The sequence below is a fragment of the Candidatus Margulisiibacteriota bacterium genome (assembly GCA_041650635.1).
Classification (GTDB): domain Bacteria; phylum Margulisbacteria; class WOR-1; order JAKLHX01; family JBAZKV01; genus JBAZKV01.
Map to the genome: position 1 here is coordinate 1 of JBAZKV010000030.1, position 17,270 is coordinate 17,270.

General features: G+C 47.1%; 18 protein-coding genes. 8 read left to right on the plus strand and 10 right to left on the minus strand.

All coding sequences use genetic code 11. The annotated features are described in order from the left end of the window. From WC490_07405 to rsgA, 8 genes are all read right to left on the minus strand, one after another. Positions 1-663 (minus strand): patatin-like phospholipase family protein (locus WC490_07405; GenBank protein MFA5098429.1); only part of this gene is annotated, 663 nt, incomplete at its 3' end. Between the two features lie 44 nt (positions 664-707). Continuing rightward, positions 708-1,037, minus strand: coding sequence for a hypothetical protein (locus WC490_07410; protein MFA5098430.1), 330 nt, complete (start codon positions 1,035-1,037; stop codon positions 708-710). Positions 1,038-1,379: 342 nt separating this feature from the next. Continuing rightward, positions 1,380-2,078: a hypothetical protein gene (locus tag WC490_07415; protein MFA5098431.1), complete on the minus strand. Its 699-nt coding sequence runs from the start codon at positions 2,076-2,078 to the stop codon at positions 1,380-1,382. A gap of 26 nt (positions 2,079-2,104) precedes the next feature. Next, a complete protein-coding gene (locus WC490_07420; GenBank protein MFA5098432.1) occupies positions 2,105-2,794 on the minus strand; it encodes a hypothetical protein in 690 nt (229 codons plus the stop codon). Then, the gene (locus tag WC490_07425) at positions 2,791-3,852 is read right to left on the minus strand and encodes a site-specific DNA-methyltransferase (GenBank protein ID MFA5098433.1); all 1,062 of its coding nucleotides are present in this window, start codon (positions 3,850-3,852) and stop codon (positions 2,791-2,793) included. Before WC490_07425 ends, WC490_07420 begins: the two co-directional genes overlap by 4 nt. Further along, positions 3,815-5,011: a hypothetical protein gene (locus WC490_07430; protein ID MFA5098434.1), complete on the minus strand. Its 1,197-nt coding sequence runs from the start codon at positions 5,009-5,011 to the stop codon at positions 3,815-3,817. The genes WC490_07425 and WC490_07430 overlap by 38 nt, the downstream gene beginning before the upstream one ends. A gap of 307 nt (positions 5,012-5,318) precedes the next feature. Continuing rightward, the gene (locus tag WC490_07435; GenBank protein MFA5098435.1) at positions 5,319-6,353 is read right to left on the minus strand and encodes a Fic family protein; all 1,035 of its coding nucleotides are present in this window, start codon (positions 6,351-6,353) and stop codon (positions 5,319-5,321) included. Between the two features lie 136 nt (positions 6,354-6,489). Beyond that, the gene (gene rsgA / locus WC490_07440) at positions 6,490-7,500 is read right to left on the minus strand and encodes a ribosome small subunit-dependent GTPase A (GenBank protein MFA5098436.1); all 1,011 of its coding nucleotides are present in this window, start codon (positions 7,498-7,500) and stop codon (positions 6,490-6,492) included. 88 nt (positions 7,501-7,588) lie between these two features. Between rsgA and WC490_07445 the strand changes: the two genes are divergently transcribed. Continuing rightward, on the plus strand, positions 7,589-8,566 hold the full coding sequence (locus WC490_07445) for a hypothetical protein (GenBank protein ID MFA5098437.1): 978 nt from the start codon (positions 7,589-7,591) through the stop codon (positions 8,564-8,566). A gap of 44 nt (positions 8,567-8,610) precedes the next feature. Here the strand turns inward: WC490_07445 and WC490_07450 are convergent, their stop codons facing one another. Together WC490_07450 and WC490_07455 are read right to left on the minus strand one after the other, a co-directional pair. Then, positions 8,611-9,933: a carbohydrate porin gene (locus WC490_07450; protein ID MFA5098438.1), complete on the minus strand. Its 1,323-nt coding sequence runs from the start codon at positions 9,931-9,933 to the stop codon at positions 8,611-8,613. Positions 9,934-10,025: 92 nt separating this feature from the next. Next, complete coding sequence (locus WC490_07455; GenBank protein MFA5098439.1) at positions 10,026-10,847, minus strand: alpha/beta hydrolase; 822 nt, start codon at positions 10,845-10,847, stop codon at positions 10,026-10,028. A 132-nt stretch (positions 10,848-10,979) separates the two neighbouring features. On the opposite strand from WC490_07455, the gene WC490_07460 reads away from it, so the two are divergent. The 7 genes from WC490_07460 to WC490_07490 all read left to right on the plus strand — a co-directional run. Then, positions 10,980-11,285 (plus strand): MscL family protein, encoded by a 306-nt coding sequence (locus WC490_07460; GenBank protein MFA5098440.1) that lies wholly within the window; start codon positions 10,980-10,982, stop codon positions 11,283-11,285. Between the two features lie 103 nt (positions 11,286-11,388). Next, on the plus strand, positions 11,389-12,174 hold the full coding sequence (locus WC490_07465) for an efflux RND transporter periplasmic adaptor subunit (protein MFA5098441.1): 786 nt from the start codon (positions 11,389-11,391) through the stop codon (positions 12,172-12,174). Beyond that, positions 12,165-12,887 carry an ABC transporter ATP-binding protein gene (locus WC490_07470; protein MFA5098442.1) on the plus strand — a complete coding sequence of 241 codons (723 nt, stop codon included), beginning with the start codon at positions 12,165-12,167 and terminating at the stop codon, positions 12,885-12,887. The genes WC490_07465 and WC490_07470 overlap by 10 nt, the downstream gene beginning before the upstream one ends. Next, on the plus strand, positions 12,884-13,834 hold the full coding sequence (locus tag WC490_07475; protein ID MFA5098443.1) for an ABC transporter ATP-binding protein: 951 nt from the start codon (positions 12,884-12,886) through the stop codon (positions 13,832-13,834). Before WC490_07470 ends, WC490_07475 begins: the two co-directional genes overlap by 4 nt. Next, positions 13,831-14,982, plus strand: a complete 1,152-nt coding sequence (locus tag WC490_07480; protein MFA5098444.1) for an ABC transporter permease — start codon at positions 13,831-13,833, stop codon at positions 14,980-14,982. Before WC490_07475 ends, WC490_07480 begins: the two co-directional genes overlap by 4 nt. After that, positions 14,982-16,115 carry an ABC transporter permease gene (locus WC490_07485; protein ID MFA5098445.1) on the plus strand — a complete coding sequence of 378 codons (1,134 nt, stop codon included), beginning with the start codon at positions 14,982-14,984 and terminating at the stop codon, positions 16,113-16,115. Before WC490_07480 ends, WC490_07485 begins: the two co-directional genes overlap by 1 nt. A gap of 23 nt (positions 16,116-16,138) precedes the next feature. Beyond that, positions 16,139-17,270, plus strand: a 1,132-nt coding sequence (locus tag WC490_07490; GenBank protein MFA5098446.1) for a TolC family protein, incomplete at its 3' end; no start/stop codon positions are given.

Sequence of the window (17,270 nt, forward strand, 5' to 3'; positions counted from 1 at the left end):
GCACTGCATAAAGACCTCAAGAGTATTCTTCTTGTTGAAATCTCCTTTTAACTGACCGCAATAGCCAAGATCGCAGGCAATGATCTTTTTGACTCCGGGGATCTTTGCGGCAACAGATATCGGACAGTTCTCGCGGATACCTCCGTCGGCGAGGGCCATCGTCTTGCCGTTCATTCTTAGTTTCTTAGGCTTAAAGATGACGGGGAAGGAAATCGATGCCTCGAGCGCCTCTGATAGGGTCATGGCTTGCCCCTTGCTACTTGCCCCTTGACCCTGTCCAAATATTATCAACTCACCTGTATTCAAGTCCGTCGCCGTTATATAGGCCGGTTTCTTAAGGTCTTTAAAGGTTTTTCCTTCGAGCCCGGCATACTTTGCTATCAACCTGATAACCTGCTTAGATTCAAAAAGGCCTGCTTTAGAAAAGACATCAAATGAGAGCAATTCCGGCCACACATGGTCCTTAATGAACCCCAGCGATATCTCTTTTACTTTCTTTGGGTCATCATAATATCCCAGCAATACCGCAAACACGGCGCCAATAGATGACCCCACAAACACATCCGGGACATACCCGCGCGCGTACATCTCTTCGGCGATGCTGATATGCGCTACGCCTTTGACGAAGCCTCCGGATAATACTAACGCAAGTTTATCGCGCATCTAATACGCTCCCTGCCCTTGCCCGATATGGATAGCCAGTATGATCAGCTCGTCTCTGGTTTGTCAAATGCCGAGATCTCAAGCCGCTCACAATCCATATAAAAATACACAAGCGTTTTCCCCGCATCCAGCACAAGCGGCCAGTTGGCGCTTTTGCTGATCCCGTTGTAAGGGGTGGGCCCGTATGTGGCGCTTGCGGTTTGCTCCGGGCAGCCCTGTATCCCGGCCTTAATATTAAGCTCCCGCCTCATCGGCCCTCCTTCGATAGAGCTGGTAACAAGGACAGATATCTCCTTCCCTTCATGCTTCAAATAAAGTTTCTTTTCATAATTGTTCGCAACGGGCTTGTCAGAGAACAGAACCTTCTTGTCCATGCCCAGCAATGTTTCTGAAACAAGGAAGCTTTTTTCCCAAGCCTGACCTGTCTTATCTGATACCGAAAGAGAGTAAAATCGTCTAGATATTCAAACCTGTTTTTTGATGACATCGTCTTTCTCCAAAATAAAAAACCCGGGCTAAAAAGCTCGGGGAATAATTCAAACCTGTATTCGCTTTTTAGCACATTTATATAGCGGAGCAATAGGTCTTCAAATTACCGCTGTTAAAATATTATGGGCTTAATTAGGTTAGTTGTCAAATTGCAGCTGGGGCAGATACCCCTCTTCGTTCCAGCAATGTCCTATTGAATATTTTACGAACCTCAATAACTTAGCTTGTTATTTAATTTTCGTGGAAGATATTTGTCTCAATACTTTTTTATATCTTCTATTTTTGAATCTAATTAGATAATTTGGATGATAGATTCTAAAAGAGCAATCTGGTAAATCAGCATGAGAAAGCATCGCAAATTCCTTCAAATTAAATCGGCCCTTTTTCTTATAGACTACTCCTTTAAATATGTCCTTTATCTTGTTATCAAAACTTGGACCAGTCAGAAATAGCACTAGGTCTGGACGCACAATCTTGATCTCACCCTGAAGGATTTTGTCAAATTCTTCAATGGTGGATTTATAATACTGTTTTTGAACAATTTTTGACTGATTAATTTTATTTATATTGGTCCAAAGACAGGATACTGTTTTTCCTCCATTTTTCAACTTTTCATTAACTGACTGTATTACTTCCCAAAAGTGTGTTCTCCTAACTTTCTCTAAATCAAAATATTCTGAATATTCTGACATCAAACTCTTTATCCAGGCTTGATAGTTGCCGGGTGTTAGCCTGTAATGCCCCCAGTTATTGATTTGTTGCCCGACAAACAAAAGTTTTAACTCCGCTTTTTGATATGCTTTCTTGGGACACATGAGGAGTGGCATTGACAGTTTTTTGTTATTTTTGCATATTTTCGCTGTCGAGAGATCCTTAATTAATATGGCCAAAGATTTGGAATATAACCCTTTAAGTTTCTTTTTCATTTTTTAAATTATGGGGAATAGCCTTTTTAATAATGAAGTGGCTTATGAAGTTTTGGCTTCTCGGCTTTATAATCAACCACGAGTTTCAATTCCTCATTAATCTCTTCCAGGTCAATCATGACTTTAGATCGTCTGGCACTTCCATCCGCATTTCTGAAATCGGCTTGAAACGAACCACAGTCGCGCAAGGTGTTTTCTGTGATTTCAATAAATGAAAGTTGCTGAAGATCAAAAGATACTTTTCTCAGCCTTGACCAGGCACCTCTTTCTATTCTTTTCCTTTCGTAGTCCGATTTTCCACCCTTCAATTCTTCATGCCAGTTCTGGAAAGTCCGAGCTTCATCATTATATTCCACTTTCCCAACTGCCAGAATTAGCCCAACAGAACCATAGTCGTTTACTGCTCTATTTGTAGCTTCACAATCATTAACGATAAGCTGATGACTGCTGGTATTCATAGCGTGCGCTTTAAAATCCCAGGCTCTATTATAAAGCCCATCAAAAGAAACATTGCCGTACTTTGGTCCAGGCATTTCGACAAGTCCTGCCAAATGCTTTTCACAGAGATATTGAAAATAGAAACCAATCCACTCCATTTGTTTCCAATGGCTATAGTCAGCTGCTTTCATTTCCAATATGGCTGCTTTTGCTTCCCATTCTTTCGGCAAAGCTGTTAATTTTAAAACGATCTCTTTTGAATCCGATAAAAATGTCATTGTTCTTGACTTCTTAAATCAAATAATTGCTGTTGTTTTTCTGGACTTGATTTACTTCTTTCTGCTTTTTCCAATACATTTAGGATCGAGAAATAACCTCTTTTAAATTCCTTACAAAGCAACTCTATGGACTGTTTCTTAAGGTTTGAACTCTTATAGAGATCCTCATACCTTTTGAATAGGCGTTCCATCTCCATCTCGCTCCAGGCTTTCCCCTTGTTAACAATAGAATCTTGTTTAGGAATTCTTAAATCAGCCAATAAAGATCCGGGGATTACTTGTTTGAGGGTTTTTATTTGATAGTCAAAACTCTTTTTGCTTTTTTCAAAGCCAACTGCAAACCTGTTAAGCCCTATCGCCACTTTGGCTGTTGAAAATCCCCCCAAAAATAAATCGCAAATAATATCTCCCTCAACACTGCTATATTGAATCATTTTGATTAGTAATTTTTTGGGCAATTCGTTCTTATTCTTGATCATTCCTGGTTTGTATTCCCTATTAATAATCCAGACATCCTCCCTGTCCTGATAATTTAGGCTACCTTGCTTTTCATCCTTCTCCGTAGAACCGAATCTTGAATATGTGTTAAAAGTCCGAACGCCGCCAGGTTTGCAATAAAAAAGGATGTGATAATGCGAAGAAACAAATTTTTTAGTCGTATGAACACCAAAATTAAATTTCCAAATAATATGATTTATCTCTTTTAGTTTGGTCTTTTTTAAGGCGCTCAGTATATCATTCAAGTTTGTATAACCAGACACAATATACATACTTCCTCCTGGTCTGAGGATTCTTTCTGCTTGCCCAATCCATTGCTCACTAAATCGCCCATAATCAGCTTTTGGCACTTCAATATAACCATCCAACACATATTCTTCTTTCCTGTTGTAATGCTTATGTAAAGTATGACCTTCTATCCCATATGGCGGATCGGTCACTATTAGATCAATTGAATTACTTTTTATGTGCTTAATACATCCTTCAATGCAATCTTCGTTATAGAATCTATTTGCTCTCATTTTAGGTTCTGTATCTCGCAACAAGTTTTTTACCTCCATTATTTCCATAACATAATTTTTTAATTGGACATTGCCCACATTTTGGGCTTGCATGATTAAAACAATATTTAGTTCCTATATGCATTAGTCCATCATCCAAATCTCCTATCCCGTATTCCGTTCCTAATAAAAGCAGGTTCGGCAATTGCTGTAATTCAATTTTTGAAGGTTTTCTTTTTCGCACTTTAAGGTGATCCAAACAAATAGAACAATATCTTTCCATCCAGTCTCTCAATCCCGAGGTAATAGTGACTTTCTTACCCCTAAGATTGGTTATTCTTAGATAATGTTCACCGCCCTTTCCTTCTCCTTTCTGAATAAACTCCCAGTCTTCATAATCGGACAAAGCTGCAAAGGAGAGCAAAAAACCGGTCCTAAACAAAACCCGACCAGCATTACTATCAAAAGGCAATTCGTAAGAGAGTGCTCCAAAAGATTCATCTTTTCTTTTTGCTAGGCCGTAAGAGTGAATATACCATTTAGCAAAAAGGTGTGCTGCTTTATCTCCTATGGCTTTGCCTAATCCATATCTTTTATTGTCTTTTATTTCCTGACTCATTACCTCTGCCGAAGGCCAACTTTCAATATAATCCACTAATGGCTCAAAAGATTCTTTTCCTGATTTCGATTGTTCTTTTTCCAAAAGCAATGGCACACACAAGGGCACTCCCCATCGATATACTGCATAACCCAAAACTTGTTTTGAGCCATCAATAAATAAATTATATTTCGCTGCGTTTGAATTATTAGCATTTGCCCATAAATGAGATCTAACTCTTTTCACTCTCTCATGATTTATTATTAATTGATCTATCGATATCCCAATTTCCCTGAAGAATTCTAGAGGTTTATGAAATATCCTTACCTCTCGTTTATACAAGGCATTAACAACCTGTTTTACAAATCGCCTCACACCAGCCATGTCCGGCCCTTGATCCAAAACTGCGCTCATCAATAGGTATCTGGTAACGATTTCTCTTCTTGTCCACAATCCATCATTCCTATCAAGCTTGTTATTTTTTAGGCTACCATCACCTGAAAGATAGTGTTCAAAAGGAAAAAGACCCTTAACTATTGGCTTGCTTGAGCACCTTTTCCCTATCTCTGAGATTTTTTTAAGAAGCTTAATATTCTTACTAATATTATTTTTTTTATTCATTTAATATAATGTTTGTTCTATTCCGTCTTTCAATCATGAACCTATTTTATCACTCTATAGATAGTTATTCAAAAAGAAACATATAATTTCTCAACCTCTTCAACCACCCTTTTCAACCTCCCATCCAACCTCTTCAGCACCTCATCTTTGATAGATTCCGGCACTCCCCCATAGAACGCCTCGGCGATGGAGCCGGGGATGAAGCGAGTACTGCCTGCCCCGAGCGTAGCCCTGAGCGAATCCTGAGCGACGAACGAAGTGAGGAGTCGAAGGAGAGTCGAAGGGCGGAGTCGAGGGGAAGTGCGGATTATTTCCCCTTTAACTTATAATATGTAGCCTTGCCTTTGCCCTTCTTCTCAATGATCCCCATATCGATAAGCCGGTTAAAGTCCTTGTTCCGCGTTGCTTTTGCCCTCTTAACAAGACCCGAATAGGTCCTGTCCGTTATGTATCCGCCTTTTTTGATGCGTCCCACAAGCAGTTTTTCTTGGGGCCGCAGCTCAGTATCTGGCGAAACAGCTACCGCCTCCATCTCCTTGCCCACCCGCAGCAATTCGTCTATAATCCCGTCAGTAAAGTATTCGAGCCAGAGCGTGAAATCTGTTCTGCCTTTGATATCGTAATAATTGCCCTTCTCGCCGACCTTCTCAAAGTATCTTCCGACATTCCTGTTATAGTAGTTCTCAAAGCTGAAAAGGCTGAAAGTATCGAGCCCCATTGAAGCCAGGAGCGCTTTTGTCGCCAGCCTGGCTGTCCTGCCGTTCCCGTCCATGAAAGGATGTATCATTACGAACTGCTTATGGAAAAGTCCCGCCAGTACCAGGGGATCGGTCTTTCCGTGCTCTTTTCTGATGAAATCGACCAACTCTTCGAGCAGCAAAGCCGCGTCCTTGGGATCAGGCGGCCAGAATACTGTCCTGCCTGTCCGGGGATCGTTCACGAACACATGCCCTGAGCGCAGCCTGCCGCAATTGTGCTTGTCTATGAGACCCTTTGTGATCTCTTTCTGGATCTCCAGCACTGCCTTAACGCTCATGACGATCTTGCCGGTTTTCAGCTTCCGGTCAAGACCCTCGAGCGCCCTGTTGTAGTTTATGACCTCCCTCTCGGTGTCCCTTATGTTTTCCGGGGCATGCTTGAGTATCCTTTTTACCTCGGTTAGCGGCAGAGGGTTGCCTTCTATGCTCGTCGATGAGTGGGCCGATAGCTCCCTCGCCTCTTTTTCCATCGCCATTTTAACTACATTAGGAACGGTCCTGCTGTTTAAAAGCGTGATCAATCCGGTTATTTTCTTTATATTTTCAAGAAGTCTCGGGCTTATCCTGTATCTGGGCTTGAACATGTATTTACCCCTCCTCTAAGGCATAGACAAATAGTAGACGAATAGTAGACGATTGTCAATTGCCCCCCCCTCTCGATCAAACCCCGCCTCGGCAGCGGAGCCGGGCGATGCAGATGGCAGTGTCGCTGGCGGGATCTTATTTTATCCCTTTGATCTGTTTTACGGTCTTTACCATTTTGCCGAACCGTTTGTCCTTTTGCCTCTTTTCCAGTCCCGACATGGCATAGTGTGCCGATTCTTTCTTTAGCTTGATATAGTTTGAATACTGCTCTTGACTTAATTGCCCTTCCTTAAGAGCAGACAAGACCGCGCAGCCTGCTTCATGTTGATGGGTGCAATCGGTAAATTTGCAGGCGGGCGCCAGCTCCGCTATCTCGCTAAAGACATCAGAAACCGCCTGCAAAGAATCTCCGACGCCAACCTCCCTCATGCCCGGATTATCTATCACCATACTGCCGTCCTTTAAGGCGAACAATTCGCGGTGAGTAGTGGTGTGCTTACCCTTTTTTGTGGATGCGCTGATCTCTATCGTCTTAAGGACCTCTTTTCCCAGCAATTTGTTGATGAGAGAGGATTTGCCCACTCCCGAAGAGCCTACAAAACAATGCAGCTCCCCTTTTTTGAGAGCTTTAAGCAGGCCGTCTATTCCGTCTTTAGCTTCAGCGCTGGCCGCTACAACATCTATGTTTTGAAATCTATCTTTGATAAGGGAGATCTTTTCTTCCAGCTCTACTTTTGATATCAGGTCCGTCTTGTTCAGAACGATCAAAGGTTTGATGCCTCCCGCTTTAACGATAGTAAAATACCTCTCGAACCGGTTCAGATTAAAATCACGGTCAAGAGCCTGAACAATAAAGGCAGTGTCAACATTTGCCGCTATCGGCTGGAATTGGTCTTTTCCCGCGGCTTTTCTCTTTAAGAGGCTTTTTCTGGGCAAGATACCCTGGATTACCGCGTTATCATCTCCAAGCTCTATAATATCCACCAGATCCCCCACCACCGGAAAGTCAAGCTGCGACAGAGCCGCGTAAATGATCTTGCCCGTTACCTCGGCCCATAATTCCTTCTCATTAAACAAGACCCTGTATCTGCCGCGGTATTGGGCAATAACTCTGGCTGTTTTTGTTTTGGCCGTATTTTGCTGCATTGTTCTTAAGATTATATCAGAAGGGCCGGAGAGCGCGCAGCCTTAAAAAAAACATTGACAAACAATACTCACATGCTAATATGAGGCCATGAAAAAATCATTATCGGTTTTGTCCGCTGTTTTTGTGATGACCGTGATGCTGTATGGAGCCTCGCTTGCGTGCTGGGGCTACCGGCCCATGGGTATGGGCGGTACATTTGTTGCCGTGGCCGATGATGCGAACTGCGCTTATTGGAACAGGGCGGGAGTAGCCCAGCTGGATAATTGGGAAAAAGGAGAGAACCAGATCGTTTTGACCACCAGGTTCCTTGACAATGAAGGGTTTTTTAAAAGGGAGCCCAGGGTAGGCAATTCATATTATGACACCGTCAATTTTGCCCATAAGGTAGACGATAACTTTGGGTGGACCTTTGCCGGGGAATGGAGCGGCGGAGGGGCCGTAGCGCTTTCACCCAGCATAGGGTTCAGGCTTCCCTGGAACGACAAGATGTCCCTGGGGATAGGCTACTTTTACTACAAGAACGAAGATTACGGGACCCCGTTCGGGACCAGAGTGCCGCTTGATACGGTACAGAACCAGGTCCATCTGGACTATCTGTGGAGGATACGCCCGGAATGGTCATTTGGCATCCATTGCGAAAATTTTTGGCTCCTGACGGGGAATACAACTTCGCCCGACATCCCGGGATGGAGGCAGGACTTTAGCAACTCTTTTGGCGACGGCGTAAATGTGCGGCCCTCTATAGCCTGGATGCCCGACGGCGGCTTAAAAGGCCTGGTGGTAAACGCGGGCGTCTATGACGCGTTCAGAAGCTATGGAGATCCTCTTTATTCGGCCGGATTTGAATATACTCCGCAGGGCAAAGAAGAGAGTTTTTGGACCAAAAGCTCGTTCCGCGCCGGAGTATATAATTACAGGCCTAACCCGGACGGCGCCGTAACAGTGGGCTACAGCTATAAAGTGGGAGAGACCCTTGATATAGGTTATTACAGTTTCCTTTGGCTTTCTGCAGATAAATTCGCGGCAAATTCCGATCATAATATAGGCGTGGCCTACAAGTTCTGATCAATATTTGAATTCACGCCCCGGCCTCATTTTCCGGCGGTGCTTTACCACCAGTGCTCGCACTGCAACCCGGCGTTAAGCCCGTGGCTCTTATCATTAAAAGCAGGCCCGCCTATGCCCTGATTTACAAAGCCGTTGCCCCAGGCAGCATAAGTCGCGAACAGCCTAAAGCGCGGATGGGCAGCAAATTCCGGGCTTGGCGCAAGCCTAAGAGAAGCCGTCATCTTGAACAAACTGGTGTCATAGTTGTTTGACGGATCATACACATAGTCTATGCCCGGCTCAAGTTCCAGCGCCAGGTTTTTTGACAGCCCTATCACCGGCCTTATGCCAAAACTGGCCCAGTTCTTGTCGGCAGAGGTATCGTTGTCTCGCCTCCAGACCTGCAGCACTTCAACCACCTGGTAAGAGAGGACATCATTTATCTTTTTGTTCATCATGTTGGTAAAGCGCACCGTCCAGATTCCGTTCTCGGCTCCCGTTGGAGGAATTGCGGCAGCGGCCGACAGCGAGGTGTTTATGCCTCTGCCGTACTGAAGGGACATCTGGTTGCCGTTCTTTTCGTCCCCGGCATTCAGCATGACGCCAAGGTCAATTCCGGTAAGAGTTGGATAAACACTGGTCCCCGAGGTCCCGCCGGCCATGTTTCCCCCGTTTATCCACACCGCTGCCTTATTCCTGCCCTTTCCGATATCTTTGAGCATCAGATGAAGGTTGCTCTTAAGATACCTTCCGTTGTCCGTTTGCAGCGTCAGATCATTGGCCGAGTAACCAATGTAGGCGATATTGAATTTGCCGATGCCCGCCTCAACATCCTCAAAGCCGCCGCCGTAGCCGCTCATGTCCGACCACCAAAAATCATTTATCTCCAGCTGCGGAAGGCGGTAAAATCTTTGTCCCGCCCACACCTTGGCATTGGGCATGCCTTCTATAAAATTGTCCATCGTGCCAAAGGCCTCTCTCAGGCAGACCTTGTCAAACACTATCGTGCCGATGGAACTGGGAGAAGGCGGCCCGCTTATGTAGTTGTCCTCGGTCTGGTTCTGCTGGGTCTTGTAGGCAAGGCGCACCTGGAGTTTTGTCCTGACATCCTTTGGCCCCGTGTGCGCCCCGGTGTTCGTAAAGACCGTTTCAAGATAGGTCTCCTGTTCGTTGCCCAGCCTGTACTTGGAAAGAGCTCCCGGGGCCTGAAAAGCCTGCATTTTGCCACCGTAGAGGTTGGAGCCGCTGCCGCTCCTCATATAGCCTTCAAAACCAAAGGCGCCGTTCGAGATGCTCTTTAAGATAGCAGTGTCTGCTCCGGCATACTGCGCCAGAAAAAATAATGCCGCGGCCAGAAAAATGCCGGCTCTCCGTTTTATTCTCATCAGAACTCCCCCTCCTTTTTGCCCCCGTTTTCCATTAAGCACTATATATTGGACCTAATGATAGACAAGATTATAGACAGAAGTGATATTTGTCAAGGAGTTTTAGGACTTGTAGCAACCGATCCTAAGATAAACCCGGTCACCTCCCTTACAAACTCTTTCGGCCTCTCAATATGCAGAGCATGCCCTGCCCCGTCCAAAACTGAAAACCTGCTCCCCAGAATGAGTCTTGCAAGTGCTTCCGCTTCCTGCGGGGTTATAAGAGCATCCTGAGCTCCTGCAAGCACCAGAGTATTTGATTTTATGGAAGCAGCAGCATTTTTTCCGGCAAAAGAAGCTATCGCACCTATCTGCCCGGCAAAACCTTTGGCCGTCTGCAAATAAGGATATTCCGAGGCCGCTTTAACAAAAGATTCTATAAAAGATGTGCCGCTTACCGTTTTAGGCGAGAACAGCCACGGGACCCAGCCGCGGACTATGGCTTCGCTGCTGCTCCCTTTTTCAAGCTCATTGAGGAATCCCTTATACAGCTCGTTGTTCCTTTTTGAAGAAACAAATGAAGTGTCCTCGAGGATCAGTCTGTCAACCCTTTCCGGATACTGCGCTGCCAAAACCTGCCCGATGTATCCTCCCATGGAATGTCCCAGCACATGGCATTTCTCTATCTTCAGCGTGTCGAGAAGTTTTATGCAGTCGACGGCCATGTCCTCTATCGTGTAAGGTTCTTCCGGCTTGCTGCTCCTTCCGCTGCCGCGGTTGTCAAATATCACTGTTGTAAAATTTGAGGAAAGGTCTTTTATTACGCCTCCCCAGCTTGAGGAGTCGGAGGCAAGACCGGCAATAAGCAAGAGAGGTTCGCCTTTTCCGCAAACCTCATAATACATTTTCATGTTCCCGAGCTTGATATCCGCCATAACATCCTTCCCATAGCTTTTTGTTGACAATTCTATCACAGGGCCTTAAGAAGTGAGGGAATCGTATTGAAGAATTGGAAAATAACATGTAAGATTGTCTCTTGGCAGTTCAATACATAAAAGGAGGGCGTCATGAAAGGCTTTCTGGACTTTATTAGGGAGCAGGGGGTTGTGGGGCTGGCGGTCGGGTTCATTCTGGGCGGGGCGGTTTCCAAGCTGGTAACGGCGATAATCACGGACATTATCAATCCAATACTTGGGCTTGCGCTTGGAATGACAGCCGGGCTCAAAGAGGCATCCCTTGACATTGGTTCTGCCAGGATCCTCTACGGCGACCTTATCAGCGTGTTCATAGACTTCACGGTGATAGCCTTTGTGGTCTACTTTGGGGTAAAACTCCTCAAATTTGACAAACTCGACAAAAAGAAAGACGCCTGAATTTAAGCGCCGGGATAAAATTTCTTGCAATAATCCCCTCCTTTGTTATAATAATGGCAAAGTGAAAGTTTTTGTTTCACTCTAAACCAAGGAGGGGCTTTGCATGAACAAAAAGTTATTGATCGGGGTCATCCTGCTTGCGGCCGTTATCGCTGCCGGATATTTTGCGTTCTTTGCCCAGAGGTACATGAAAAGCGGCATCTACGGCAGCGGCACTATAGAGGTGACCGAAGTCGTTGTAAGCAGCAAGGTGACCGGGCGCATAATACAGTTGAATATCGACGAGGGCTCGGATGTTGCCTCAAATGAGGTCCTGGCAGAGGTGGAAAAGCAGGATTATCAGGCCTCCCTTGACAGCGCCAAGGCCAAATACGCTCTTGCAAAAAGCGAGTACCAGCGCAACAAAAGCGCCTATGCCGACAATTCGATAAGCGCCGACCAGCTTGACACAGCAAGGCACAATTTTGAGGCCGCTTCCGCCGCGCTTACCCTGGCCCAGAACCAGCTCTCCTATACCACCATAACCGCCCCCGTCAAAGGCTCCATCCTGTCCAAGGCTGTAGAAACCGGTGAACTTGTGGTACCGGGCTCTCCTATTGCCACAATGGCCAATCTTGACGAGGTTAAACTGTATCTATATGTAGGCGAAAAGGTCGTGGGCAAACTTAAGCTGGGAATGCCGGTTGAAGTGACCGTTGATTCCCTGCCAAGAAAGAAATTCACGGGAAAAGTCTCCTACATCTCCAACAAGGAAGAATTTACTCCCAAGCCCATCCAGACCCAGGAAGAGCGCACGACATATGTATATAAGATAAAAGTCTTGATCCCCAATGGCGACCATGACCTTAAGCCCGGCATGCCTGCCGACGGCAAGTTCATATGCAACTAGCGATCGAGACAAAAAAGCTTACCAAAAAGTTCGGGGACAACATCGCGGTCAACGAACTCGACCTTGAGATACGCAAAGGCGAGATCTTTGGCCTGGTGGGCCCCGACGGGGCCGGCAAAAGCACCACGATGAGGCTTATCTCCACCGCCATGACCCCAACCTCCGGAAAAGCCGTGGTCCTGGGGTTTGACACCTCGGAAAAGGAAGAAGAAATAAGGGAAAGGGTCGGCTACATGCCCCAGAGGTTCGCCCTTTACGGGGAACTTACCGTTGACGAGAACATCAACTTTTTTGCCGAGATCTACGGAGTGCCAAAGGCAGAGCTGGAAACGAAGAAAAAAGAACTGCTGGAATTTACCGGTATGTCCAAGTTCGCCGCGCGCAGGGGGCGCAACCTTTCCGGCGGGATGCAGAAAAAACTCGCCCTTGCCTGCAACCTGATCCACAAGCCGGAAATTATCATGCTGGACGAGCCCACGCTTGGAGTAGACCCTATCTCCAGAAGAGAATTCTGGAGAATACTCTACGGCCTTACGGATGTGACAATAGTTGTAACTACCCCCTACATGGACGAGGCCGAAAGATGCAGCCGTATCGCGCTTATCAGGGGCGGAAAGCTGCTTAAATGCGACACCCCCGACGAGATAAAGAAGCACTACGGCACCAAGAGCCTGGAAGAAGCCTTTATCAAGGCCGTTGAGGAGACCGCATGACGGATACCGCGATAGAGATAAACAATTTGGTCAAGAAGTTCGGCGCTTTTACCGCGGTAGACAATATCAGCTTTAATGTAAATAAAGGCGAGGTCTTTGGATTTTTAGGCCCCAACGGCGCGGGAAAGACCACTACAATAAGGATGCTCTGCGGCATCCTGGACCCGACCTCCGGAGTTGGAAAGGTCGGCGGCTTTCTTATGGGCAAAGAGTCCGCAAAGATAAAGCAGAACATCGGCTACATGTGCCAAAAGTTCTCGCTCTACGACGACCTCACGATAGAAGAGAACATAGATTTTTACGCCGGGATGTACCAGACCGACAAAAAGACCAGAAAACAGCAGATGGAAAAGATCATCAAACAGGCCGAACTTACCGAAAGCAAGGACACTCTGGCGGGACACCTCTCGCTCTCGGTCAAGCAGCACCTGGCGCTGGGCTGCTCCATCATCCACGAGCCGAAGATAGTTTTTCTTGACGAGCCCACCGGAGGGGTTGATCCCATTTCCAGAAAAAAGTTCTGGATCGTTATAAACGAATTAGCGGCAAAAGGCATAACCATACTTGTGACCACGCACTATATGGACGAGGCCGAGCGCTGCGACAGAATAGCCCTTATCAGCGCCGGTCAGATGATAGCCTGCGACTCCCCTGCCAATCTCAAGTCCCGGCTGATGAGCAGCACCTTGTACGAGATAGATGTTTCCCCGGTGATGAAAGGCCTTGAGGCCCTGAGAGCTCAGCCCTTTAGCAGGGATGTATCGCTTTACGGGGTGTTCCTGCATGTGCTGGTGGATGACGAAAAGTACGGGAACGACATTAAGGCCACACTGGCAAAAGAAGGGCTCGAAGTAAAAAGGATGGAAAAGATACAGCCTTCCCTTGAGGATGTGTTCGTGTTCCTGGTAGAAAAGCAGCGCCAGGAACTGGAAAAAACTAAAAAATGAACTCAAAACTGATCAACACTAAAAGGCTGCTGGCTGTAATAAAAAAGGAATTCATCACCCTTTTCCGCGACCCTATCTCTCTTACCGTGATGCTGATAATGCCCGTCTTTATGCTCATACTCTACGGGTTTGCCGCAACGCTTGATGTTGAACACATCCCCGTCTCGGTCCTTGACAGGGACAAGACGGTCGAGAGCCGCAATTTTATAGACCGGTTCACGCAGAACAAGTATTTTAAGCTCCGCTCCTTTTTGTATTCGGACAGGGAGATCTCGGATGTTCTGGACAGGGGCAAGACCAAGGTGGTTCTGAGCATCCCTCACAAGTTCGGCCAGGCGATAAGGGGAGGAAATACCACCACTGTCCAGGCTCTTATAGACGGCTCCGATTCTTCCTGGGCGCAGTCGGCAATGGGGTACATACAGTCTATCGGAGCAGGCTTTAACCAGGACCTTATCAGAATAAAAATAGCCCAGCTCGGCATAAAAAAGCCGGTTCAGTCCCCTGTAAATGTCATCCCCAGGATCTGGTATAACGAAGATCTGCGCTCAATGGACTTTCTTATCCCGGGTCTTATAGCAGTGATCCTGATGCAGGTGTCGGCCGTGCTTACCTCGCTTACAATAATAACGGAAAAGGAACAGGGCACCATCGAGAGCATAATAGTGAGCCCCGTTAAAAAGTATGAACTGATACTGGGAAAGATCCTTCCCTATGTGATCATGATCTTTGTCGACATGTTCCTTATCACGGCCTGCGGGTACTTTTTGTTCAATGTCCCGGTCAAGGGAAGTTATCTGCTGCTGCTTTTCTGTTCGTTCATCTTTTTGACCGGCACCATGGCGCTGGGGCTCTTTATCTCCACCACTTCCACCACTAGCCAGGCGGCCATCCAGATGGCCTCGATCACCACTCTGCTCCCGGCAATACTTCTTTCCGGCTTCAGGTTCCCCATAGAAAATATGCCCTATGCCCTGCAGTGGGTCTCCCTGTTCGTACCCGCAAGATATTTTATTGACATACTCCGTGCCATTTACCTAAAAGGCGTCGGGCTTTTCTGCTTCTGGCAGGACTTTGTCCTTATGACGGCCCTTAGTTTATTCTTTATAGTGCTCAGTATTGTCAAGTTCAAAAAGAGGTTGGACTGATGTTTGACAGCAGATTGTTCCATTTTATGAAGAAAGAGACACTGCAGCTTCTGCGGGACAGGAGAATGCTGCTGATAGCCCTTATCATGCCGGTAGTGCAGCTGCTGCTTTTGGGTTATGTGGCTTCCATGGACATAAAGCATCTTTCAACCGCCGTGCTTGACGAGGATAAGACTTATGAAAGCAGAGAATTCTTGCGCAGGTTCAGCGCCACCGAGTATTTTGATTTTAATTACTATCTTGCCAGCCGCGGGCAGATAGCCGGCTATCTAGACACCGGAAGGGCCAAACTGGCCATCCACATTCCTCACAAATTCGGACAAAAGATAGCCCACGGACAAACAGCGGACGTGCAGGTCAACATGGACGGCAGCAACGCCTCGATCGCCATGATAACCCAGTCCTATGTGCTTCAGATAGGCGCCCGGGCCTCGGGAGATATCTTTAATGAGAGGCTGCGCAGGCAGGGACTTGCGCCATATTCAAAAAGCCTGTTCGAGATACGCATGAGGACCTGGTACAACCCGGATATAGAAAGCCGGTACTTTTATGTTCCCGGCATCTTTGCCCAGCTGCTGCTGCTTATAAGCATGATGCTCACCACCTCTTCGATAGTAAAGGAAAAGACCAGAGGCACTATGGAGATGCTCTCGGTAACCCCGCTGAGGCCGCTGGAACTGATAATGGGAAAACTTATCCCTTTTGCCGCGGTGGCAATGTTCGACATGGCGGTCATTTTTTTGATAGCCACGCTGTGGTTCGGGGTCCCGATGAGGGGCAGCGTGCTTCTGCTGTTCGCTTTTGGAGGCGTTTATCTTTTGGCAGGGCTCGGGACCGGCGTGGCCGTGTCCACCTTTGCACGCAACGAAAGGCAGGCCGGAATGGCAAATCTTTTGGTCACCGCGCCTCAGCTGCTGCTATCCGGCTTTGTGTTCCCCATAGAGAACATGCCGGCATTCATCCAGTTCATCACCTATTTCATACCGCTTCGGTATATGCTCTCTATCGTAAGAGAACTGTTCCTTAAAGGGGTCGGGCTGCATTACCTCTGGAGCGATGTCTGGCCGATGTTCCTGATAGGAGTCGTAATACTGTCGCTTAGCGTGGCCAAGTTCAGGCAAAAGATGGAATAAAAACAAAGAAAGGAAGGAAAGAAATGAAAAGATTTTTCTGCGCAGTTCTGGTCCTGGCCGCCGCCTCGTCAAAGGGGGCTGCTCTGGACCTTGTGCAAAGCATAGACCTTGCTGTAAAACAGAACCCGACCGTGGCCGCCTCTCAAAAGAGAGCCTCTGCGGCACAGGCAAGGCTCAACCAGGCGCTCAGCGCGTTCTTTCCAAAGATCAATCTCAGCGGCAGCCTTGACAAGGCGCACGCTACTCCGCAGACGGTCCAGATCTCCAGCGGAGGAACAACACAGATCGTCACCTTTGGCATCAACGAAAACGCCACCATATCGGGCTTTAAGGCCGATCTTTCCCAGCCCGTCTTTGTCTCGGCCCTATTCCCGGAATACAACATCGCAAAAAAGAGCGCCGATTCGGCAAGAGAAGCCCTGCAGCAGCAGATCATCGATGTTTCTTTTGACGCGACCAAAGCATACTTCCAAGTGCTGCGCGCGATAAAAATGGAAAAACTGATCAGCGATTCTCTTGAAATGGCCGCCGCCCACAGGCAGCAGGTGCAGTCCATGCTTAACGCGGGCCTGGCAAAAAAAGCGGACCTCTTGCGCTCAAAAGTAAGGGAAGCTGACTATAAGGTCGATCTGATCAAGGCAAAATACAACATAGCGCTCTCTAACGATGCTTTTAACAATGTTCTGGGCAACCCCATGGAACAAGCGGTCAGCCTCAAGGACGAAGGTTTTTCGGGAACGGTAAAAAGCGTTCCGGATTACGCAGCGCTTCTTGCCTCCGCTTACGATAACAGGCCCGACTGGAAAGCCTTTCTTCTTAAGGTGGGGATCAAAGAGGACCAGGTCCGCCTGTCCCAGAGCGAGTACCTGCCCAGTATAAAACTGTCGGCGGACACGGGCAGCCAGCTGACGCACTATCCTTCTTTCCAGTCGGATGTAAGCTCCTGGAAAGTGGCAGGTATAGGCTCTTGGCAGCTTTTTGACAGCCTCGGCAGAGAGAACAGGATAAGGGAGGCATCCGAAGCCCTTGAGGCACAGCGCTCCGACGCACAGCAGTTAAAGAACAACATAGCGCTTGAGGTCCACGGCGCTTATCTCAATCTTAAGAGCGCGCTTGAAACGGTCATAGCCGCTCAGCAGGCTGTTGATTCCTCGC